Below are 20,000 nucleotides of genomic sequence, written 5' to 3' on the forward strand. Positions count from 1 at the left end.
ATGAGCCTTTCCCTTCGCGACCAGTTGCTCAAAGCAGGGCTGGTCAACCAAAAGCAGGCCAAACAGGTCGGCAAAGAGAAGCAGAAGCAGCAACGTCTGGCCCACAAAGGTCAGATTGAACTCGATGACTCCCAGCAGCGTGCCGCTCAGGAAGCCATGGCCGAGAAGGTCAAGCGCGACCAGGAACTGAACCGTCAGCAGCAGGAGAAAGCAGAGGCGAAGGCCCGCGCCGCCCAGGTCAAGCAATTGATCGAAGTCTCGCGTCTGCCCAAGCTGACCACCGAGGACTACTACAACTTCGTCGACGACAAGAAGGTCAAGCGCATCTCCGTCAACACGCTGATGCGCAATAAGCTCAGCAGCGGTTCGCTGGCGATCGTGCATCATGCCGGCGGTTACGAAGTGATCCCTCGTGAAGCGGCCCTGAAGATTCAGGAGCGAGATCCACAGCGCATCGTGCAGCTGAATGTGAAGACAGAAGAAGTCAGCGCCGAAGACGATCCGTACGCGGCCTATCAGATTCCTGACGATCTGATGTGGTAAGCCGTTAGAGACTGCAACAACGACAAACCCCGCTCATGGCGGGGTTTGTCGTTTTCAATGCGGTCATTATGCAGAACGCGCTTCGCGCTGCTGCTCCAGTGTTTCAAGTTCGGCCTTGTATTTGTGGGCTTCGGTTTCGGAGTGAAACATCCCGACCAACAGGTCTTGTTGATGTACATCCCAGATGCGGATACCGGCGGCGATGCCTTCATGGGACATATGTGAATCGTCGCGTTCAGTTACTTTTACAGTCATCTGCTAGCTCCAATCTCTGTTATCTGCAGCAAGGCGTGTGCAGGCCTCCGTTATATGTTTTGTTAGCTGGCTAAGTAAACGGCAGAGTTCGGCAACCCATTCTTGCAGAATCGGCAAAAGTCCTGCAGCCCGCGAAATACGCGACATTCAGTCGCAGGCCATTGAGTTTCATGACAAATGTTTCATGTTCAGAAGGCAGAAAACCACGGATTTGAACCCGATTACCACTTGTAGGAGCCAGGCTTGCCGGCGAAAGCGTCCTTGAGTACGCCTTCGCCGGCAAGCCTGGCTCCTACAGGAAAACAGAGGCAAAAAAACGCCCCGAACCAGTCGGGGCGTTTTTGTGTGGGGCTCTATCAGGTTTATGCGAAACCTGTAGGAGCTGGCGAAGCCTGCGATCTTTTCAGCGTCTTAACGGGCGCTAAAGATCAAAAGATCGCAGCCTGCGGCAGCTTTTACGCCTGCCAGCGCTTCAGTACCAGCGTGGCATTGGTGCCACCGAAGCCGAAGCTGTTGCTCATTACGGTGTTGATGGTGGCGTCTTCGCGAGTCTTGGTCAGGATTGGCATGTCTGCCACTTCCGGGTCCAGTTCGTCGATGTTGGCGGAACCCGCCATGAAGTTGCCTTCCATCATCAGCAGGCAGTAGATCGCTTCGTGAACGCCGGCGGCGCCCAGGGAGTGACCCGACAGGCTCTTGGTGGAGCTGATGGCTGGAGCCTTGTCACCGAACACTTCACGCACACCTTTCATTTCCATGACGTCGCCGACCGGAGTCGAGGTGCCGTGGGTGTTCAGGTAGTCGATCGGAGTGTCGACGGTGGCCATGGCCATCTGCATGCAGCGGATGGCGCCTTCGCCGCTTGGGGCGACCATGTCGTAGCCGTCGGAGGTCGCGCCGTAGCCAACGATTTCCGCGTAGATCTTCGCGCCGCGGGCCAGAGCGTGTTCCAGCTCTTCGACCACGACCATGCCGCCACCGCCGGCGATGACGAAACCGTCACGCTTGGCGTCGTAGGCGCGGGAAGCTTTTTCCGGGGTCTCGTTGTACTGGCTGGACAGGGCGCCCATGGCGTCGAACAGGAACGATTGGCTCCAGTGTTCTTCTTCACCGCCGCCGGCGAACACGATGTCCTGCTTGCCCAACTGAATCTGCTCCACAGCGTTACCGATGCAGTGAGCACTGGTGGCGCACGCGGAGGAGATCGAGTAATTCACACCCTTGATCTTGAACGGCGTCGCCAGGCAAGCCGAAACGGTGCTGCCCATGGTCCGCGTGACGCGGTACGGGCCTACGCGTTTGACGCCTTTTTCGCGCAGGATGTCCAGCGCTTCCATCTGGTTCAAGGTCGACGCGCCACCGGAACCGGCGATCAGGCCGGTACGCACGTTGGAAACCTGCTCTTCGGTCAGGCCGGAGTCTGCGATGGCATCTTTCATGGCCAGGTAGGCGTAAGCCGCCGCATGGCCGACGAAGCGATAGATCTTGCGATCGATCAGCTCTTCGAGGGGAAGGTCAATGGAGCCGGAAACCTGGCTACGCAGACCCATTTCAGCATATTCCGGGTTGAACCGGATGCCAGGGCGGCTTGCACGCAGGTTAGCGGAGACGGTCTCTTTGTCATTGCCCAGGCACGAAACGATGCCCAGACCAGTGATAACGACGCGGCGCATGCGAATAACCCTTAGAAGTTGTCAGTGGAGGTGAAAACGCCGACCCGAAGGCCTTCGGCGGTATAGATTTCGCGGCCGTCAACGGTCACCGAACCATCGGCGATAGCCATGTTCAGCTTGCCCTTCAGGACACGTTTGATATGGATGTTATAGGTGACTTTCTTGGCGGTCGGCAGTACCTGGCCAAAGAATTTCACTTCGCCGGAACCCAGGGCGCGACCGCGGCCCGGCAGGCCTTGCCAGCCGAGGAAGAAGCCGACCAGTTGCCACATGGCGTCGAGGCCCAGGCAGCCCGGCATCACCGGATCACCTTCGAAGTGGCAGGCGAAAAACCACAGGTCCGGAGTGATATCCAGCTCGGCGACCAATTCACCTTTGCCGTACTTGCCACCCTCTTCGCTGATATGGGTGATGCGATCGACCATCAGCATGTTCGGGGCGGGCAATTGCGCGTTACCTGGGCCGAACAGCTCACCACGACTGCAGCGCAGCAGGTCTTCCCGAGTAAAGGCGTTTTGTTTGGTCATGCGAGCTCCTCAATAGTCCATGCGGCAGGGTGGGGCGAATCTTCCCGGCCGATCGAAGCGTTCATGCCTCGAGTCAGCAGCCTACTCATAGACTATTGCGTTGTGGTGAAAGTCACAGCACCAAGGACATGAATGTACACTTGTGCACTGAAATTATTATTCAAGCCCCTTTTCGGGCTCGTTCGGGTGCCTAAGACTGCCGCACTTTCGTCATTCACGCCAGTCGCAGATAGCCGAATGGCCTGTTCTACTGCACCCACCGCTGCAGAATTTGCTGCAGATCAGTGCGTTTGAAGGGCTTGGCCAGGTAATCGTTCATTCCCGCCGATAAACAGGCTTCGCGGTCGCCCTGCAAGGCATTGGCCGTCAGGGCGATGATCGGCACGTCAGCACAGCCGGGCAATCGACGAATCTGTCGGGTGGCCTCGTAGCCGTCGATGACCGGCAATCGGCAGTCCATCAGAATCGCTTCGAAAGTCAGATTCTCGGCACTGCGTACTGCTTGCGCACCGTCGGTGACGACGCTGACAGTAAAGCCCAGACTGCGCAACATTGCTTCGACAACGGTGCGGTTGACCGGGTTGTCCTCCACCAGCAGCACATTGCGACCTTCGCCGTGGTCATCGCCGGTATGCCCTCGCGGGGTTAGCACCGGTAGTGGCTGCTTATACAGCGCCAAAGGGATTTCCAGGGTGAACGCCGAGCCAATGCCTTCTTCGCTCTGCGCGCGCAAGGTGCCACCCATCCGCTCAGCCAGGGTGCGGGCAATCGGCAACCCCAGCCCGGTTCCGCCGTAACGTCTTGAAATAGAACTGTCGGCCTGCTGGAACGCGTTGAACATCAACTCCAGGCTAGCGGGCGGAATGCCGATTCCGCTGTCGCGTACGGTGCAGGTGAACCACAGCAGTTCATGATCCAGGGACTGCCACTGCGGTTCGATCGTGACACGGCCCCGTTCGGTGAACTTCAGCGCGTTGCCGACCAGATTGACCAGAATCTGCCGGATTCGCGTTGGATCGCCCTGAACCTGAAGGGCGCGCATGTCCTCGGGGATGCGCAGTTGCATGTCCAGGCCGCGTTGCACCGCGCTGTGCTGGAACGACTGGGCGCAGCTGCTGATCAGGTCTGCGAGGTTGAACGGAATATGTTCCAGCTCCAGTTCCGAGCGTTCGATGCGCGAGAAATCGAGAATGTCGTTGATCACTTTGAGCAGGTGTTCGGTGGATTCCGAGGCCAGCGCCGCGTACTCGATCTGCTCCTCGGTCATCTCGGTGGTTTCCAGCAGTTGCAGCATGCCCAGCACGCCATTCATCGGCGTGCGCAACTCGTGACTCATCATCGCCAGGAAATCGGATTTGGCGTTGTTGGCCTTTTCCGCTTCTTCGCGGGTCTGGATCAATTGCGCCATCGCCTGATGCTGTTCGCGACTGGCTTGCTCAAGGCCCTGGGCAAGGTTGTTGATGTGTTGCGACAGGGCGCCCAGTTCGGTGTCGTCGACAATCGGCAGGGGCGTTTTGTAGTCGCCTTCCTGGATCGCCTTGACCGCATTGCCGATGTCGTGGATCGGTTGAGACAGGCTGCTGGCCAGGCGCCGGGCCAGCAGAAATGTAAACAGCAGAGCGAACAAGGCCAGGATCCCGGCCTTGAAGAGGATTTCCTGCTGGCGCTGGTTGAACGCGTCATTGGACAGGCCGACGATCACCCGGCCCAGATAATCCTCGCCCGGTGCACTGGCAACGGTACGACTGTTTTGGAAAAAGTCATTGTTGAGCGCGATGCGTTGCAGGCGCACCGGCGCCTGGAACACTTCGACTTGATGCGAGCGGTTGTGCGCTTCCGACGGTTGCTCGACATACACCAGAATCCGGTTGGCGCTGTCCTGTACTTCCAGAAAGCGTACGTTGGGCGTGGCCAGGGTGGCCTTGAGCAAACTTTCGAGCACCTCGTTGTTGCCTGAAATCACCCCGTATTCGGTGGCCGGCGCCAGTTGATTGGCGATCAGCTGACCGGTGTGATTGAGTTCCTGGCGCAGGTCCTGGATTCGCACGAAGGTAAAAAAACTGATCAGCAGCAAGGTCAGCAACAGGGCCGGGCCGAGGCTGATGATCTGGGTGCGGGTATTGATGTCCCAACCGCGACGGAAGGTCATGGGCGGCGTTCTCCTTCGGCCAGCTGTGTTGCGACAGAGGCTTCATTCATCGGTTCAATACTCAGTGAACGAGCCACTTGCGGGTTGCTTAAGACCTTGAAGTGTTGCGGATAAAATGCGCGTGGCCAGGTGCTCGAGGGGCGGTCGAGCAGTTCGTCGAGAATCTTCAGCCAATCGTTCTGGTCGCTGTAAGTACTGGCCAGGCTACCGGCCCTGACAAAGGCTGCGTTGGGACCGATCAACGCCAGTTGCCGGGCATAGCTGCTGAGCAGCAAGTTTTTCACGGTTTTCGGGTTGTACAGATCAGGGTCGTCCAGGCCCAACAGCACGTCACTGTTTTTCAGCAGGGCCTGTAAGGGGCGGCTGTCATGGGTGTTATCCCAACGCTCGGTGACCACTTCAAGGCCCAGGGGCAGGGCAGCCTGACGCAGTTCTTTCAAAAGGAATTCGCTGTGGCTGTCGAAAAGCACACCGACCCGGCGGGCCTCAGGCAGGAGCAGTCGGGTCAGGCGCAACTGTCGCTCCAGCGGTGGATCGCTCCAGAGCAGGCTCAGGTGCGATGGCAGGTCATTGCCCAAGCGTTGATGGGCTTGCAAACGACTGATGCGCAACACCAGCGTCGCCGGGCCTTGGGCGTCTTGCAGGCGCCAGTCGAGGCTGGGCAAGTCGAGCAGCACCAGGCGGGTGTCGACGGGCAATTGGCCTGGCGCCGGCAGGCTGGCGACAGGCTGGAAGCGCACATTGTCGGAGGGGCGCAACTCGCTGAGGGCTTGAACGAAAGACTGCACGCCGGGATTGTCCTCGGCGCCAGTCAGCAGAATGTCGGCGGCCCGTGCCGGCAGATGGCACAGCAGCCCGATAAACACCAGGCACAACCCCGCCAGCAGGCGGCCAAGGGTTGGCGTCTTCGGTGGCGGGCGATGTTGCATCTTAGAACTCCAGCTCCGCGCTGAAGTAGAGCACTCGGCGATCGTCGTAGTTGTTGTCGACGAAGGTGGTGGGCTGATTGTCGAGGCGTTGCTGGAGGACCCCGGCCAGCTCCAGATTGGCTTTGCCCAAACCGATGCGTTTGGCGATGCGGGTGTCGACCCGTTCGAAGCGATAGCCATTGAGGGCGTCGGCACCATAGTAGAAGAGCGCGCTGTTCCAGCCCAGGCCCCAGTTGCGAAGCCAACCGGCGGAGCCGCTGTTGCGCGCAGTCTGTTGTGCATCCAGCGGGTTGCTGGCCTCGGCATCGACGTAGGCATAGGTCAGGCGCAGACGATCGGCGCTGCTGACGCGCCAATCCAGCTGGGTTTCAGTCCCGGAGAAGCGCGAGCTGTTCGAGTTACTGGCGATGTACTGGTTGTTGCGCAGCGGTTCACTGATCATGCCGGTGATTTCGTCGTAGAACAGCTTCACATCGACCGCCAGCCCCCACTCTGCGAAGTAGCCGTTATAGCCCAATTCCCGGGAGCGCATGCGTTCCTGTTCGAGGTCACCCGGGCCACGGGTCTTGACGAAATAGCGGGCGCTGGACTGGCCGTAGGCACTGGGCTTCAGGTTGGTGACCTGGTAGCTCCAGTTGACGTTGTTCTCGAACATGTCCGGCGAACGGATGGCTTCCGAATACACCGCGCGCAAGCCGTGGCGCGGGTTGATCAGGTAATTGACCGCCACCCGTGGGGTCAGCGAGTTGCCGGTCAAGTGCGTGTCTTCGTACATCGCGCCGCCCTGCAACAACCAGTGTTCGGTGGCGCGCCACTCGAGTTGGCCGAACGCCCGCCAAGTGGTGTCGTCGAGCGTGCCATTGAAGTAGGTCTCGGAGTTGGCCCGGTCGTAACGATAGTTCATGCCGCTGACCAGCCGCAGACTGTCGGACAGGCTGAGCGTGTCTTGCAGTTCGAGGTCGTAGCGGGATTCCCGGGCACTCTGGTCAATGTCGCCGCACAGCGTTTTACTGGCGCCGTTTCGCCATTGCGTCAGAACCTGATTGGCCAGCGCTTGTTCAGCCGCCGTACCCGCCGGCGCGCCCGAACCGGCGTAGCGGTTCATGTTGCGCGCCAGACGTTCGGTGTAATTGGGATTGAGCTGCCAAAGTTGGGTCAGTTCCGGGCTGAATGAGACCTCGGCATCGCAGGCACGCCAGGTTTGCTGGCGATCCCAGTGTTGCGCCGAGCCTTGAATATAAAGGCTGTGATCGGGATTGATGTCCAGGTTCCAGCGCAGCGAGCCGGCATAATCCTTGGCGATGACGTCGGAATTGTTCCCGGCGGCGGTAATCCCTGAGAACACCGGACGGTAGGTATAGGGTCGCTGGTTGGTCCCGTCCTTGGCATTCAGTTGCCAGTCGATGCTCTGGTTGTCATTGAGCGTCTGGCTGACGGCGAGGCTGAAGCGGTTCAAGCGACGGCTGTCGCGGTAATCGGCGCCGGTGCGATCCGAGTCGAAGCCGTCATCTTGTTGGCCGGACAACGACAGACGCAAGTCGCCGCTGTCCCAACCCATGCCCTGGCTGGCGTAGAAATCATTGATACCGCGCTGGCCACGGGTGACTTTCAGCCGCGTGCCGTGGCTGTCGGCCGGTTTGCGGGTGATGATATTGACCACCGCCATCAGCGCGTTGGCGCCGTAGCTGACGGTGTTCGGGCCACGGAAAACCTCGATGCGCTCGATGTCTTCCATGGCCACCGGAATATCACTCCAGTCCACCGTGGCCAGGCCGGCGCGGTACACCGAGCGGCCGTCGATCAACACCTGCATGCGCCGCGCTTCGCTGGCATTGGTGCCGTGATAGTTCACCGCCGCCTGATTGCCGCTGATATTGCCGACCATCATCCCCGGCACCAGCCGCAGCAGCTCGCTGATATCCCGCGCGCCGCTGGCATTGATCAGTTCACTGTCGATCACCGTCATGCTTCCCGGCACGGCCGCTGGCGATTGCTTCAGGCGCGTCGCGGTCAGCACTTGCGGCAGCGGATCATTGTCGAGGAACAGATCGTCGGCCAGCAATGGCGAGCTGAAGATCAGCGCCAATACCAGCGGCGAGCGAGCACGGGGAAAGCCAAAAGACACGGCACGGCCTTGATAGCGGTTAGTTGGCGCGCATGTTAACCGAGCGCAAAGACTTTTCCAGTCACGTTATGGGCATTTTCCTCGGTTTTCTTGGTCTTCTTCCTACAAGTGTCGGTAATTGATGCTGGGGCTGGCCGCGACCGGGCTGCTCCGTATAATGCCGGCATCGCCACTGGTATGGATTAACGGATTGCATATGACTGAACAGCGCCCAATTGCGGTCCTGGGAGGCGGAAGTTTTGGTACCGCCGTGGCTAATCTGCTGGCCGAGAATGGGCATCAGGTCCGGCTGTGGATGCGCGACCCGGAACAGGCCGAGGCCATTCGGGTCAATCGTGAGAACCCGCGTTACCTCAAAGGCATCAAGATTCTTCCGGCAGTGGAAGCGGTCACAGACCTGCAAGCCACCCTGGAGGCCTGCGACCTGTGCTTCGTCGCGCTGCCGTCCAGCGCGCTGCGCTCGGTGCTGGTCCCTCACGCCGAACGTTTGAGCGGCAAACTGCTGGTGAGCCTGACCAAAGGCATCGAAGCCCATACGTTCAAGCTGATGAGCGAGATCCTTGAAGAAATCGCCCCGCAAGCGCGCATCGGCGTGCTGTCGGGCCCGAATCTGGCCCGTGAAATCGCCGAACACGCGCTGACCGCCACGGTGGTCGCCAGCGAAGACGAAGCGCTTTGCCAACGGGTCCAGGAAGCGCTGCACGGCAAGACCTTTCGTGTGTACGCCAGCGCCGACCGCTATGGCGTGGAGTTGGGCGGGGCGTTGAAAAACGTTTACGCGATCATCGCCGGCATGGCGGTGGCGTTGGGCATGGGTGAAAACACCAAGAGCATGCTGATCACCCGGGCATTGGCGGAAATGACCCGCTTCGCGGTGAATCAGGGTGCCAACCCGATGACGTTCCTTGGGCTGGCGGGCGTGGGCGACTTGATCGTGACGTGCTCGTCGCCCAAAAGCCGGAATTATCAGGTCGGGTTTGCCCTCGGTCAGGGGTTGAGCCTTGAGGATGCGGTGACGCGTCTTGGCGAAGTCGCCGAAGGCGTGAACACCCTGAAGGTACTCAAGGCCAAGGCGCAGGAAGCCGGCGTGTATATGCCGCTGGTCGCCGGATTGCATGCCATCCTCTTCGAAGGGCGCACGCTGGAGCAGGTCATCGGTCTACTGATGCGTGCCGAGCCTAAAACCGACGTCGATTTTATCTCCACCAGCGGTTTCAACTAAATACCCCATCTACAGGGCAGGGAGCGAAACATGAATGATCCGAAGGTAGAAGCCAAGTACGAATCCATCCTGTTGCGGGTGCTGTGGATGATTGTCTATGTGCTGGTCTGGCAAGTGGCGCAATTGATCCTCGGTGCGGTGGTGTTTGTGCAGCTGATCTATCGTTTGATTTATGGCGCACCGAGCGCCAGCTTGATGAATTTCGGCGACAGTCTGAGCCAGTTTCTGGCGCAGATCGGTCGTTTCGGCAGCTTTCACAGCGACCAGAAGCCCTGGCCGTTCGCCGACTGGCCGACGCCGCGTACACCGGAAGGTGAAGCCCCGCACGTTGTGGCGCCAGCACCGCACCCGGCCCGAGATGAGGAACCGAAGCTATGAAACTCTGGGTATTGCGTCATGGTGAAGCCGAGCCTCACGGTACTCGTCCCGACTCCGAGCGGAAATTGACCGCCCATGGCCGTGAAGAGGTGTTGCGTGCTGCCGCCTGTTTGATGGGCAAGCCACTCACCGCCATTTATGCCAGTCCTTATCAGCGAGCGCAGGAGACGGCAGAAATTGTGCGTGCGGCGCTCAATTTCGCGCCGGAGATCCGCACCGTCGACTGGCTGACCCCGGATACCGATCCGGACAAGGTGGCGGAGCAGCTTGTATCGGTGAGTGATGTGCTGCTGGTCAGTCACAATCCGCTGGTGGGCAACCTGCTGAGCTATCTGCAGCACGGCGCCGGCCATCCACCGGAAAAAGTCAGCACCGCCGGCCTGGCCGAGCTTGAGAACAATGAACTGCTGATCGGGTCGATGAAGCTCAACGGCATCAAGCACCCGTAATTTGCTTCTGTTCTAGGTATAGCCTTTGCTTCTGCATTTGTAGGAGCGAGGCTTGCCCGCGAAGCTTTTAGCGTTTTCGAAGGCCCCTTCGCGGGCAAGCCTCGCTCCTACAGGGGCGGTGGCGTTCCGTTTTTGTTCTTGGTTTTTGTGTGAAATAGTCAACCAAGCACTTGCTTGGTTGACTACGCTTGCTCCAGACAAAAAATAAAGGAGCAAGTCGCATGTCTGCTGCTTCCCGTTTGCCATTGGACGCCTTCTACGAGCGTGAAGCCCGTCATCCCCGCCAACGCTTTCTGGTGCAGCCGACGGGGGGCGGTCAGGTCGAGACGCTGACCTGGGCCGACGTCGGCCATCAGGCGCGTTGTGCCGCCCACTGGCTGCGGGCTCGTGAACTGCCGCAAGGCAGCCACATCGCGCTGATCTCGAAAAACTGCGCCCACTGGATCATCGCCGACCTGGCGATCTGGATGGCCGGGCATGTCTCGGTGCCGCTGTATCCCAATCTGACCGCCGATTCCGTGGCTCAGGTGCTCGAGCATTCGGAAGCTGCGCTGGCATTCATTGGCAAGCTGGATGACTGGCCGGGCATGTCCGCCGGGGTCAGGTCCGATCTGCCAACCATCAGCCTGCCGCTGTGCCCGGCCGGCCCCTTCGATTTCAGCTGGGCCGATCTGCAGCGCAGCTCGCCGATTCAGGACGACCCAAAACCCGCCGCCGATCAGCTGGCGACCATCATTTACACCTCTGGCACCACGGGCCAACCTAAAGGCGTGATGCACAATTTCGGCAACTTGGGCTTTGCCACCACTCGTGGCACTCAGTTGTTCGGCCTGAATGAGTCGGATCGCCTGCTGTCCTACCTGCCGCTGTGCCATGTCGCCGAACGGATGTTTGTCGAGTTGGCGTCGATTTATACCGGGCAAACGGTATTTTTTGCTGAGAGCCTCGATACCTTTCTCACTGATCTAAAACGTGGCCGGCCGACCGCGCTGTTCGGCGTGCCGCGAATCTGGACCAAATTCCAGATGGGGGTCTACAGCAAGATCCCGGCTAAACGCCTCGACTTCCTGCTCGGCTTGCCCTTCATTGGCAAACGGGTAGGGCACAAAGTCCTTGCCGGGCTGGGGCTGGACGCCTTGCGCATCGCCTTGTCCGGCGCGGCGCCAGTGCCACAGACCTTGCTGCTCTGGTACCGAAAACTGGGGCTGGATGTGCTTGAGGTGTACGGCATGACCGAAAGCTGCGGTTATTCCCACATCGGCCAGCCGGGTCAGAACAAACCCGGCTGGATCGGCAAGCCATGCCCGGAAGTCGAGGTGCGCATCGAGCCGTCTGGTGAAGTACTGGTGCGCAGCGGCGCGACCATGCTCGGCTATTTCAAGGAACCTGAGAAAACCGCCGAAACCATCACCGAGGACGGTTTCCTGCGCACCGGCGACAAGGGCGAGGAAGACGCCGAAGGCAACCTGCGCCTGACCGGGCGCCTGAAGGAAATTTTCAAAACCAGCAAAGGCAAATACGTCGCCCCCGCACCGATTGAAAATCGCCTGGCGGTGCATGCGCGGATCGAACAGGTGTGTGTGGTTGGCGATGGGCTGAGCGCACCGCTGGGGTTGTGCGTGTTGTCGGCGGTCGGTCAGCAGGACGCGAAGGGATCGGCCCGGGCGGGCTTGCATTCAAGCCTGGAAAAACTGCTGGAGGAAGTCAACGGCGTCCTCGACAGGCATGAGCGCTTGCGTCGATTGGTGGTGGTCAAGGACAGTTGGGCGGTGGAAAACGGCTTCCTGACACCGACCCTGAAGATCAAGCGCAACATGATCGAAGCGGCTTACGGTGCGCGCTTTGAAGAATGGAGCGAGCGTAGCGAGGCGGTGCTGTGGCAGGATTGAGCCACGAACAACTCCAGCAAAGGAACGTAACGATGAGTCTGTGGCGCACCATTCCCAACGTCGAGCAGTTGAACGCAATCGGAAAAAATACCATCAGCGAAGTGCTGGATATTCGCTTTGAAGCCTTCGATGACGAGTCCCTGACTGCCAGTATGGTCATCGACCATCGCACGCATCAGCCCTTTGGTTTGCTGCACGGCGGCGCCTCGGTGGTGTTGGCCGAAACCGTCGGCTCGATGGCCAGTTACCTGTGCATCGACGCCAGCAAGTTTTATTGCGTGGGCCTGGAAATCAACGCCAACCATTTGCGCGGCCTGCGCAGTGGGCGAGTGACGGCGGTGGCCAAGGCGATTCACATTGGTCGCACCACTCATGTCTGGGATATCCGTTTGAGCAGTGATGAAGGGAAGGCCAGTTGCGTGTCGCGGCTGACCATGGCGGTGGTGCCGCTGGGTGAAAATCCACCGGCGCGTTGAGTTTCGGCACGCTCGGTGTAGCAGCTGGCGAAGCCTGCGTTCGGCTGCGCAGCAGTCGTCAATCCTGCCCCTTGATGTCCCTGAAACACTGCGGTGAATGGTTTTGCGACTGCTTCGCAGCCGAACGCAGGCTTCGCCAGCTGCTACCAAGGATCAGAGTCATCCTTGCGCCATAGCCATGACCGGCCTGTCATCATTCCTGTCAGTTACGGTCATTGCTGTAGGACACGGTCTTACGGACAATCAACCTCCGTTCTCGCTCATGGATTTGCAGGTATGTCGCAACAGATATTTTTCGCCCACGCCAATGGCTTTCCTTCGGGGACCTACGGCAAGTTGTTCGCGGCGCTGGCGCCCGAGTATCAGGTGACGCATCTGGAGCAGCACGCTCATGACCCTCGTTTTCCGGCGGACGACAACTGGAACAACCTGGTGGATGAGCTGATTCATCACCTCAAGCAGCAACCGGAACCGGTCTGGGGCGTCGGCCATTCCTTTGGCGGCGTTCTGCATTTGCACGCCGCGTTGCGTTGCCCTGAGCTGTATCGCGGCGTGGTGATGCTCGATTCGCCGGTGCTGACCCGCGCCGATCAATGGGTGATCCGTGCCGCCAAGCGCTTCGGCTTCATCGATCGCCTGACCCCGGCCGGCCGTACGTTGGGCCGACGGGAAGAGTTTGCCGATCTGGACGCAGCCCGATTGTATTTCGCCGGTAAAACCCTGTTTCGTGGCTTTGATCCGGAATGCTTCGACGCCTATCTTCAACATGGTTTGCACACTGTCGGCGGCAAGCTGCGCCTGCGTTTTGACCCGGCCACGGAAATCAGCATCTACCGCGGTGTGCCCCACACCAGCCCCGGCCGTGCACGTCAGTTGAAGGTGCCACTGGCGGTGGTTCGCGGGCACAAGAGCCGCGTGGTGATGCGACATCACGCCCGTTCCGTCGGGCGCATGCCCCTGGGCGAATCCTTGACCATGCCCGGCGGCCATATGTTTCCCCTCGAACGTCCACAAGACACGGCCACGCTGCTGAAGAATCTGTTCAGTCGCTGGGACGGTCGCCGCCAACAGGATTGCGCATGAACAGCGTCGTCGAAGAAGTTCGCCTGAGCCTGCCGCATATCGAGTTGGCGGCGCACCTGTTCGGTCCCGAGGACGGCTTGCCGGTGATCGCCTTGCACGGCTGGCTGGACAACGCCAACAGCTTTGCCCGGCTGGCGCCCAAGCTCAAAGGCTTGCGCATCATCGCGCTGGACATGGCCGGGCATGGTCACTCGGGGCATCGACCGAACGGCGCCGGTTACGCGCTGTGGGACTACGTCCACGATGTGCTGCAAGTAGCCGAGCAGTTGGGGTGGAAACGTTTTGCGCTGCTGGGACATTCCCTGGGGGCGATCGTCTCGCTGGTGCTGGCCGGGTCGTTGCCGGAGCGGGTCACGCATCTGGCCTTGATCGACGGCGTCATTCCTCCTACAGACAAAGGCGAAAACGCCGCCGAGCGCATGGGCATGGCCCTGCAAGCGCAGCTGGATCTGCGGGAAAAACGCAAGCCGGTCTACAACACCCTCGACCGCGCCATCGAAGCACGAATGAAAGGCTTGGTGGCGGTCAGTCGCGAAGCCGCCGAACTGCTGGCCCAGCGCGGCTTGATGCCGGTGCCCGGCGGTTATACCTGGCGCACCGATAACCGCCTGACCCTGCCATCGCCGCTACGTCTGACCACGGAACAGGCGATGGCCTTCGTCCAGCGCGTCGGTTGTCCCGCACACCTGGTGGTTGCAGCTGACGGCATGCTCGCCAAACATCCAGAGTTGCTGGAGCGTCTACCCTTTAGCCGGGAACAGTTGCCTGGCGGCCATCATTTGCACCTGAATGACGAATCCGGTGCAGACCTTGTCGCAGACTGTTTCAATCGGTTCTTCGCCATTCCTTGACTTGCGTCGGGCAACTGTCGAGGCTGGGCGGGTTGAAATGGGAGACAACCATGATAGATCTGTACACCGCTGCGACCCCGAATGGCCACAAGGTCTCTATCGTGCTCGAGGAACTCGGCCTGCCCTACACGGTGCATGCCTTGAGTTTCGACAAAAAGGAACAGAAGTCCCCGGACTTTCTCAAGATCAATCCCAATGGGCGGATTCCGGCGATTGTCGACCGCGCCAATGGCGATTTCGCCGTGTTCGAGTCCGGTGAGATCCTGATTTACCTCGCCGAGATGACCGGCAAACTGCTGCCCCAGGACCCGAAAGGGCGCTCGGTGGTACTGCAGTGGCTGATGTTCCAGATGGGCGGAATCGGCCCGATGCAGGGCCAGGCCAATGTGTTTTTCCGTTATTTTCCGGAAAAGCTCCAGGGCGCCATCGACCGCTATCAACATGAAACCCGGCGCTTGTATGAGGTGCTGGACACGCGTCTGCAAGCCGTAGAGTTCCTGGCGGGCGAATACAGCATTGCCGACATCGCGACTTTTCCGTGGGTACGTGGCCATGAATGGTCCGGTGTCGCGGTGGATGGCTTGTCAGCCTTGCAGCGCTGGATGGCGACCATGGGCGCACGCCCTGCGGTACAACGCGGTCTACTGGTGCCCGAGCGCATCGATGACGACAGTGTCATCAAGGGCGCCCAGGCCATGCTGATTCGATGAGTCTATCCATGCGTTCTCTCAGTCTTCTGGCGCTGTGTTGTTTCAGTCCTCTGCTATTTGCCGCTGATATCCCTGGCAGTCAGGACTTGCCGATCGTGCCGCGTATGGCCGATGCGCAGATCGTCGACTATCGCCCGGCTGTCGAGCTTGAGCGGATCTACCCGCTGGGTTCGATCCGCAAGATCAGTGGCCAGCTGCGCTTTGACGGCCAAGTCACCGCCCGGGGTCAAACCACCTCGGTGACTTACGAGTTGCCACCGGAGCATTCCTCGACCGATGCCTTCACCACCGCTCGCGAAGCCTTGCAGAAACAGGGCGCCGAGTTGCTGTTCTGGTGCCAGGCCCGGGATTGTGGCGAAAGCAGTCTGTGGGCCAATGAAGTCTTCGGCAACGCCAAGCTGTATGGCGCCGATAATCAGCAGGCTTATCTACTGCTGCGTCTGGCAGCCCCTCAAGACAACACATTGGTGGCGCTTTACAGCATCACTCGCGGCAATCGCAAAGCCTATCTGCACGTCGAGCAGTTCGACGCTGCTGCACCATTGGGCGATTTGGTGCCCACTTCCGCGACCTTGCTGCGACAGCTAAAAAGCACTGGAAAACTCGATTTCCCCAAACTCGGCGGCGACCCGGACGAAACCTGGCTGCGTCTGATTTCCCGAGGCCTGAACCTGGACACCACACTGCGCGTTAATGTTTCGGGGCCCAATGCCGAAACCTGGCGTCAGGCGCTGATCGGCCAGGGCGTACGGGCGGCACGGATGGAAACCGGCAACGTCGAAGGCTCTGGTCTGCACTTCGAGCTGTTGCGATAAGCTTCATTGGGCGAGCGCGTTCTGCGCGTTCGCCTACTCTTTGCTGACTGACTTTTTCGTCTGACTTTTTTCAGGATCATACATGCCCAATAACGATCGGCTGTTGGTGCAAATTCTGCTTCTGGTGCTGTTTGGCGCGAGCTTTTGGGTGATGGCGCCGTTCTGGTCGGCGCTGTTCTGGGGCGCGGTGCTGGCGTTTGCCAGTTGGCCGCTGATGCGTTTGTTGACCCGTTGGCTCAATGGCCGTGAATCCCTGGCGGCGCTGCTACTGACACTCGGCTGGATGGTGCTGGTGGCGGTGCCGCTGGTGTGGCTGGGATTCAATCTGGCGGATCATGTGCGCGATGCCACGGCGCTCATCAAGGATATACAGGTCGATGGCCTGCCTGAGGCGCCGACCTGGCTGGGCGGTATTCCCTTGGTCGGCGAGCGGTTGGTGGGTATCTGGAACAGCATCGATCAGCAAGGCGCGGCGATGATGCTGGCGATCAAGCCTTATCTGGGGCAGGTCGGTAACTGGTTGCTGGCGCGCAGTGCGCAGATTGGCGGCGGGATTCTCGAGCTGACGCTGAGTATTGTGTTCGTGTTCTTTTTCTACCGCGACGGGCCACGGTTGGCGGTGTTTGTTCATGGGCTGCTGGAGCGGCTGATCGGTGACCGTGCCAGCTATTACATCGAACTGGTGGCGGGTACCGTGCAGCGAGTGGTCAATGGGGTGATCGGCACCGCAGCGGCTCAGGCTGTTCTGGCGTTGATCGGCTTCCTGATTGCCGGTGTACCCGGGGCGTTGGTGCTGGGGATCGTGACCTTCCTGCTCAGCCTGATTCCGATGGGGCCGCCGTTGGTGTGGATTCCAGCCACGGCGTGGTTGGCCTGGAAAGGGGAGTACGGGATGGCGGTGTTCCTTGGCTGTTGGGGGACGTTCATTATCAGCGGGGTCGACAACGTACTTAAGCCGTACCTGATCAGCCGGGGCGGGAATTTGCCATTGGTGATTGTGCTGCTCGGGGTGTTTGGCGGGTTGATCGCGTTTGGATTTATCGGCTTGTTCATCGGCCCGACATTGCTGGCCGTGGCTTACAGTCTGCTGACCGATTGGAGCAAGAGTCAGGTTCGGGTTGAGGATCGCCGGCCCTGACCTGTGCGAGCCTGCTCGCGGCTGCCTCACATAGGCTCCGGCGGTCCAATCAATCTTCCCATCACCCCAAACAAACCCAGCTCCCGAATGACCTCCAATTCGCCCTGCGTTTCCACCATCTCGGCAATCAACGGCAAATCAATGCTGTTGGTCGCCCGGAAAATCGCCTCGATGAACAGGCGCTTGTCAGTCTGTTCATCGATACCCCGTATGTAGGCTCCGTCGATTTTCAGGTAAGCCAGCCCCAGTTGCGTCAGGTTGCCGATCTGGCTGAAGCTGCCGCCGAAATGCTGCAACCCGATGCGGTAACCGGTGTTGAGCAGGCTGTGGCTCAGGCGTTGCAGTTCTTCGGGGGGCGGCAGTTGGCGTTCGTCGATTTCCAGGATCAGCAGCGGCGCGAGTTCTGGCAGTGATTCGAGCAGGTCGAGGATATGTTGCAGCTGCGCCTGATCGCGCAGGGTACTGCCGGACAGACTCAGCGCAAGGGGCCAACGGTTGGCGGCCAGGTATTCGAGGGTTGTTTCGAGCATCGCCAGATCGAATCGCGCCGACCAGCCAAGGCGTTCGATCCACGGCAGGAAATGCCCGGCGGCAATCGCCTCGCCCTGCGGATCGAGCAGGCGAGCGAGGACTTTGTGGTGCAGCACCTGGCTGGTGTCGGCGCACTGCACCACCGGTTGGAAATACAACTGCATCTTGCCCTCGGTCAGTGCCTCGTCGATCCAGCTGCGCCAGTCGTGTTGGGAATGGTTCGGCGCGGTATCGGCGTGGGCCTGGTATACCCAGGGGCGCTCGGGATGTTGCCGGGCCTGAGTCAGCGCCTGATCGAGGCGTAGCAGCACCTCACTCGTTGGTTCGCCGGGGTGAAAGGCGACCACCCCCAGGTGCGCCACCGGCATACAGTCGCTGGCGCCGGTAAGACGCAGGTTTTCCAGGGTGGCGCTGATTTCGCTGGCCACGCGTGCAGCATCCTTGCTGTCCAGGCCAGGGGTCAACAAGCTGAATTCGCCGCCGCGATTGCGTGCCGCGAGCCAGGTTCGACGCTCCGGCGGTTGCGTCAGGCGCTTGAGCAATTCGCCGACGGCACCGATCAGGGCATCGGTGCGCTGGCCTCCCAAGCGTTGGTTGAGGCCGATCAGGTCATTGATCCGCAGCATCAGCAAATGACCGTCGCGGCTTTGCTCGGAAACCAGTAATTGGTCGGCCAATTGTTCATCCAGCAAGCGCCGGTTCGCCAGGCCTGTCAGGGCGTCCTGATAAGATTCGGCTCGCAGATTTTCACTTCGCGCGGCCTCCTCGGCGAACAGCGCCTTGAGCTTTTCGACCATCTGATTCATGGCCAGCATTACCCGCTTGAGTTCCGGCGTGCGCGGCAGTTTCGGCAAACTGCGGAATTCGCGTTTGCTGATGGCTTCTGCCTGTTTGACCATGTTGTCGAGCGGGCGCAGTTGCCGGCGCAACAACCAGCCACCGAACACGGCGCTGAGCAGTCCGCAAATCAGTAGCCAGATCAGGCTGCCGAGGGTGCTGTCCCAGAGTTTGGCCAAGGCGAATTGCGGATTGCTCAACACTTCGACTCGCGCCGCCTGCTGCCAGCCACGGGTGATCAGTGCGTCACCACCTTGCGGGCGCAGATTGACCACGCTCACAAACCACTGCGGAACGCCTTCTATTTGTGCGGGGGCGCTGCGTTCCACCAGCACCTGTTCATTTTCGATGTCGATGACCCGGATGCTGCTGAAATAACCACTGTCGAAAATCGAGCTGACCATCAATTCGATCATCGCCGGGTCGTCGATCTGTGCCGTCAATGACAGGCCCAGCGCCGTGGCGGCGTCCTGGGCATGGGAGCGTAACTGGCTAAGCACCTGCTCACGGGAGCTCTCCAGGCTGACAAAAAAACTGCCGCTGAAAGCCACCAGCAAGAACAGGCAAATGGCCAGGAACAACTGTTTGCGCAGTGACATAAAACGCTCCTTGCTGTAGCGGCTAGCCTTCGCCCACGGCGAACCCTTCGATTTGCATCTTTTGCAGCACGTCTTGCCAGCGCGACAGTTTTTTCGAGTCGCTGCTACGTTTGCCGCCATGGGCTCCCGGCAAGTACAGGCCTTCGGCGTTGAAGGCATACACCGGCAGCAGGTCGTTGCGTTGAGACGCGGGGCGGATCTCGCCGATCAGGTTATCCAGCACCAGCGGATCGGCTGTGGGGCTGCTGTAGAAGGTCAACACCATGTGCGCCTGATTCTGGATCAGGGCCTTGACGTAGGTGATGCGCAGTTTCTCGCTGGGAATTCCGAGGTGACGCAGGCTGAAATATTTCGCCAGGGCGTAGTCTTCACAGTCACCAGCGGCTTTGATCAAGGATTCCACCGGCGTGGCCCAGTAATCAGTCTGATGCCAAATGCGCATGTCATCCTGAAAATTCAGTTGTTGATTGAAGAAGCGATTAACCGCGTTCAGTTGTTCGCGCTCAGGCTGGTTCAGTTCGCTTTGCAGCAACTGACTCCAAGCCTCGATCCGCCCCCGAGCCGGGCCAAGGGGGCCGTAGCGTTTTTCAGCCGTTTGCAGAATCTGCGCAAAATCCCGGTCGGCCCGGATACTGCCCAACCCGACCAGCAGAAAACTCATCAGCAGCAGCCATCCGCCGAACCGAAGTCGGAGCGTTGACCATCCTGGGCTACGCGGACTGCGGGACATGTCTGGCTGCTCGAGTGCAGATGTCTGAAGTCTAGGCGTTGATTTGGGCGGGGTAGGGCAGGTCGTCGGACGAAAGGACGTCAGCAGTTTG

At 59.9% G+C, this 20,000-nt stretch carries 19 protein-coding genes; 11 read left to right on the forward strand and 8 right to left on the reverse strand.

The features are described from left to right. The gene (locus KW837_RS00240) at positions 1–543 is read left to right on the forward strand and encodes a DUF2058 domain-containing protein (RefSeq protein ID WP_123495908.1); all 543 of its coding nucleotides are present in this window, start codon (positions 1–3) and stop codon (positions 541–543) included. Positions 544–609: 66 nt separating this feature from the next. Here KW837_RS00240 and KW837_RS00245 read toward each other — a convergent pair whose 3' ends face one another. From KW837_RS00245 to KW837_RS00270, 6 genes are all read right to left on the reverse strand, one after another. Next, positions 610–798 carry a hypothetical protein gene (locus KW837_RS00245; protein ID WP_008011665.1) on the reverse strand — a complete coding sequence of 63 codons (189 nt, stop codon included), beginning with the start codon at positions 796–798 and terminating at the stop codon, positions 610–612. A gap of 455 nt (positions 799–1,253) precedes the next feature. After that, positions 1,254–2,471, reverse strand: a complete 1,218-nt coding sequence (fabB, locus tag KW837_RS00250; protein WP_008074958.1) for a beta-ketoacyl-ACP synthase I — start codon at positions 2,469–2,471, stop codon at positions 1,254–1,256. An 11-nt stretch (positions 2,472–2,482) separates the two neighbouring features. Next, entirely contained in the window at positions 2,483–2,998 is a 516-nt protein-coding gene (gene fabA, locus KW837_RS00255) for a 3-hydroxyacyl-[acyl-carrier-protein] dehydratase FabA (RefSeq protein ID WP_007899046.1), read from the reverse strand. Between the two features lie 247 nt (positions 2,999–3,245). After that, a complete protein-coding gene (locus KW837_RS00260; RefSeq protein WP_218394136.1) occupies positions 3,246–5,147 on the reverse strand; it encodes an ATP-binding protein in 1,902 nt (633 codons plus the stop codon). Next, positions 5,144–6,076 carry an ABC transporter substrate-binding protein gene (locus tag KW837_RS00265; RefSeq protein WP_218394137.1) on the reverse strand — a complete coding sequence of 311 codons (933 nt, stop codon included), beginning with the start codon at positions 6,074–6,076 and terminating at the stop codon, positions 5,144–5,146. Before KW837_RS00265 ends, KW837_RS00260 begins: the two co-directional genes overlap by 4 nt. Before the next feature lies 1 nt (position 6,077). Then, positions 6,078–8,201 (reverse strand): TonB-dependent siderophore receptor, encoded by a 2,124-nt coding sequence (locus KW837_RS00270; protein WP_192345654.1) that lies wholly within the window; start codon positions 8,199–8,201, stop codon positions 6,078–6,080. A 196-nt stretch (positions 8,202–8,397) separates the two neighbouring features. On the opposite strand from KW837_RS00270, the gene KW837_RS00275 reads away from it, so the two are divergent. The 10 genes from KW837_RS00275 (at position 8,398) to KW837_RS00320 (ending at position 17,212) form a co-directional block, all read left to right on the forward strand. Continuing rightward, positions 8,398–9,423, forward strand: a complete 1,026-nt coding sequence (locus KW837_RS00275; RefSeq protein ID WP_123495919.1) for an NAD(P)H-dependent glycerol-3-phosphate dehydrogenase — start codon at positions 8,398–8,400, stop codon at positions 9,421–9,423. A gap of 30 nt (positions 9,424–9,453) precedes the next feature. Then, positions 9,454–9,801 (forward strand): DUF4389 domain-containing protein, encoded by a 348-nt coding sequence (locus KW837_RS00280; protein WP_008011673.1) that lies wholly within the window; start codon positions 9,454–9,456, stop codon positions 9,799–9,801. Then, positions 9,798–10,250, forward strand: coding sequence for a phosphohistidine phosphatase SixA (sixA, locus tag KW837_RS00285; protein WP_218394138.1), 453 nt, complete (start codon positions 9,798–9,800; stop codon positions 10,248–10,250). The genes KW837_RS00280 and sixA overlap by 4 nt, the downstream gene beginning before the upstream one ends. Positions 10,251–10,471: 221 nt before the next feature. Beyond that, entirely contained in the window at positions 10,472–12,139 is a 1,668-nt protein-coding gene (locus tag KW837_RS00290; RefSeq protein WP_218394139.1) for an AMP-binding protein, read from the forward strand. Positions 12,140–12,171: 32 nt separating this feature from the next. Further along, entirely contained in the window at positions 12,172–12,615 is a 444-nt protein-coding gene (locus KW837_RS00295) for a hotdog fold thioesterase (protein WP_123495925.1), read from the forward strand. Positions 12,616–12,891: 276 nt separating this feature from the next. Continuing rightward, positions 12,892–13,698 (forward strand): alpha/beta fold hydrolase, encoded by an 807-nt coding sequence (locus KW837_RS00300; RefSeq protein ID WP_218394140.1) that lies wholly within the window; start codon positions 12,892–12,894, stop codon positions 13,696–13,698. After that, entirely contained in the window at positions 13,695–14,549 is an 855-nt protein-coding gene (locus KW837_RS00305; protein WP_192345659.1) for an alpha/beta hydrolase, read from the forward strand. The genes KW837_RS00300 and KW837_RS00305 overlap by 4 nt, the downstream gene beginning before the upstream one ends. A gap of 50 nt (positions 14,550–14,599) precedes the next feature. Next, complete coding sequence (locus KW837_RS00310) at positions 14,600–15,259, forward strand: glutathione S-transferase family protein (protein ID WP_218394141.1); 660 nt, start codon at positions 14,600–14,602, stop codon at positions 15,257–15,259. An 8-nt stretch (positions 15,260–15,267) separates the two neighbouring features. Beyond that, the gene (locus KW837_RS00315; protein ID WP_192345661.1) at positions 15,268–16,074 is read left to right on the forward strand and encodes a DUF4892 domain-containing protein; all 807 of its coding nucleotides are present in this window, start codon (positions 15,268–15,270) and stop codon (positions 16,072–16,074) included. 82 nt (positions 16,075–16,156) lie between these two features. After that, a complete protein-coding gene (locus KW837_RS00320) occupies positions 16,157–17,212 on the forward strand; it encodes an AI-2E family transporter (protein ID WP_192345662.1) in 1,056 nt (351 codons plus the stop codon). 26 nt (positions 17,213–17,238) lie between these two features. Here the strand turns inward: KW837_RS00320 and lapD are convergent, their stop codons facing one another. Beyond that, the gene (gene lapD / locus KW837_RS00325; protein ID WP_218394142.1) at positions 17,239–19,179 is read right to left on the reverse strand and encodes a cyclic di-GMP receptor LapD; all 1,941 of its coding nucleotides are present in this window, start codon (positions 19,177–19,179) and stop codon (positions 17,239–17,241) included. Between the two features lie 22 nt (positions 19,180–19,201). Beyond that, a complete protein-coding gene (gene lapG, locus KW837_RS00330; protein ID WP_218394143.1) occupies positions 19,202–19,909 on the reverse strand; it encodes a cysteine protease LapG in 708 nt (235 codons plus the stop codon). Positions 19,910–20,000: the final 91 nt, after the last annotated feature.

Source organism: Pseudomonas sp. PDM24 (assembly GCF_019218905.1).
Taxonomy (GTDB): domain Bacteria; phylum Pseudomonadota; class Gammaproteobacteria; order Pseudomonadales; family Pseudomonadaceae; genus Aquipseudomonas.

Bases quoted from the DNA above. Each gene is read 5' to 3' on its own strand.
- KW837_RS00240 (WP_123495908.1), top strand. From the start codon at position 1: ATGAGCCTTTCCCTTCGCGACCAGTTGCTCAAAGCAGGGCTGGTCAAC.
- KW837_RS00245 (WP_008011665.1), bottom strand. From the start codon at position 798: ATGACTGTAAAAGTAACTGAACGCGACGATTCACATATGTCCCATGAA.
- fabB (WP_008074958.1), bottom strand. From the start codon at position 2,471: ATGCGCCGCGTCGTTATCACTGGTCTGGGCATCGTTTCGTGCCTGGGC.
- fabA (WP_007899046.1), bottom strand. From the start codon at position 2,998: ATGACCAAACAAAACGCCTTTACTCGGGAAGACCTGCTGCGCTGCAGT.
- KW837_RS00260 (WP_218394136.1), bottom strand. From the start codon at position 5,147: ATGACCTTCCGTCGCGGTTGGGACATCAATACCCGCACCCAGATCATC.
- KW837_RS00265 (WP_218394137.1), bottom strand. From the start codon at position 6,076: ATGCAACATCGCCCGCCACCGAAGACGCCAACCCTTGGCCGCCTGCTG.
- KW837_RS00275 (WP_123495919.1), top strand. From the start codon at position 8,398: ATGACTGAACAGCGCCCAATTGCGGTCCTGGGAGGCGGAAGTTTTGGT.
- KW837_RS00280 (WP_008011673.1), top strand. From the start codon at position 9,454: ATGAATGATCCGAAGGTAGAAGCCAAGTACGAATCCATCCTGTTGCGG.
- sixA (WP_218394138.1), top strand. From the start codon at position 9,798: ATGAAACTCTGGGTATTGCGTCATGGTGAAGCCGAGCCTCACGGTACT.
- KW837_RS00290 (WP_218394139.1), top strand. From the start codon at position 10,472: ATGTCTGCTGCTTCCCGTTTGCCATTGGACGCCTTCTACGAGCGTGAA.
- KW837_RS00295 (WP_123495925.1), top strand. From the start codon at position 12,172: ATGAGTCTGTGGCGCACCATTCCCAACGTCGAGCAGTTGAACGCAATC.
- KW837_RS00300 (WP_218394140.1), top strand. From the start codon at position 12,892: ATGTCGCAACAGATATTTTTCGCCCACGCCAATGGCTTTCCTTCGGGG.
- KW837_RS00305 (WP_192345659.1), top strand. From the start codon at position 13,695: ATGAACAGCGTCGTCGAAGAAGTTCGCCTGAGCCTGCCGCATATCGAG.
- KW837_RS00310 (WP_218394141.1), top strand. From the start codon at position 14,600: ATGATAGATCTGTACACCGCTGCGACCCCGAATGGCCACAAGGTCTCT.
- KW837_RS00315 (WP_192345661.1), top strand. From the start codon at position 15,268: ATGCGTTCTCTCAGTCTTCTGGCGCTGTGTTGTTTCAGTCCTCTGCTA.
- KW837_RS00320 (WP_192345662.1), top strand. From the start codon at position 16,157: ATGCCCAATAACGATCGGCTGTTGGTGCAAATTCTGCTTCTGGTGCTG.
- lapD (WP_218394142.1), bottom strand. From the start codon at position 19,179: ATGTCACTGCGCAAACAGTTGTTCCTGGCCATTTGCCTGTTCTTGCTG.
- lapG (WP_218394143.1), bottom strand. From the start codon at position 19,909: ATGTCCCGCAGTCCGCGTAGCCCAGGATGGTCAACGCTCCGACTTCGG.